This is a genomic window from Vibrio sp. Vb0667 (assembly GCF_033391095.1).
On the sequence record NZ_JAWPOL010000383.1, the window covers coordinates 1 to 1,061 of the forward strand.

At 43.4% G+C, this 1,061-nt stretch carries 1 protein-coding gene; it reads left to right on the top strand.

Features of this window, described 5'->3' with window-relative positions; translation table 11 throughout:
* A partial coding sequence (locus tag R8269_RS26090; protein WP_318223023.1) for an SMC family ATPase occupies positions 1–1,047 on the top strand: 1,047 nt, incomplete at its 5' end.
* Positions 1,048–1,061: the final 14 nt, after the last annotated feature.

The window sequence follows — 1,061 nt, forward strand, 5'->3', positions numbered from 1 at the left end:
CAAATTGTTGAGCTGAATAACGGCCTAGAATCTGCGCAAGCGCAGTTACAACAAGCTGTGCTGGCGAAATCAAATGTCGATAGTCAGTTGACGACTCACCAACAGTGGCTGTTGGAAGCGAATAGTAAACTGGAAAATGCTAAAACCGAATGGGAAAGCGCACTAAAAGCGAGTGCGTTTGCTGATGAAGCGCACTTCTTACAGAGTAAAGTGAGTGAACAACAAACTCAAACTTGGCAACAAGAAATAGATAACTTTAAGCAGACACAAATTCAGTTAGAACAAACTCTTGCGGATTTAAATCAAGCTTTGAAGGCGGTCGATAAGCCTAATTTAGAAGCGCTTAACGGGAGTTTAAGCACTGCTCAACATTCGTATCTAGAAATTAGAAATCAGCTGGATAGCACGCGTTCACTGTTTGAAGGCTTGGAAAAAGTTCGCAATGAAATTTCGAATCTGCACGATAAAAACCGTAAATTAGAGGAAGAGTACAAAGTTTTCGGTACGCTTTATGATGTCGCCAGTGGTAAAACGGGCAGCCGTATCAGTTTACACCGATTTGTGTTGGGGGTTTTATTGGATGATGTGTTGATTCAAGCTTCTCAACGACTGAGTTTGATGAGCAAGGGTCGATATATTCTAGCGCGTAAAACAGAGGGTTTTAAGGGTGCAGCAGGGCGAGGACTTGATCTCGTGGTGGAAGACGGTTACACCGGAAAAATGCGTGATGTTGCAACGTTGTCGGGTGGAGAATCCTTCATGGCAGCTTTAGCTTTGGCATTAGGCTTGTCTGATGTCGTGCAATCTTACAGCGGTGGAATTCGTTTAGATACGTTATTCATCGACGAAGGCTTTGGTAGCTTGGACCCTGAATCTCTCGATCTGGCGATTCAAACATTGGTCGACTTGCAGCAAACGGGCCGCATGATTGGCGTAATTTCACACGTGTCTGAACTCAAAGAGCAGATGGCGTTGCGAATCGATGTTAAACCGTCTAGGTTTGGTTCTACCGTTTCGGTTAAATCTCAGATGCTATTGTCTAAATAAAAATCAAATAGTTA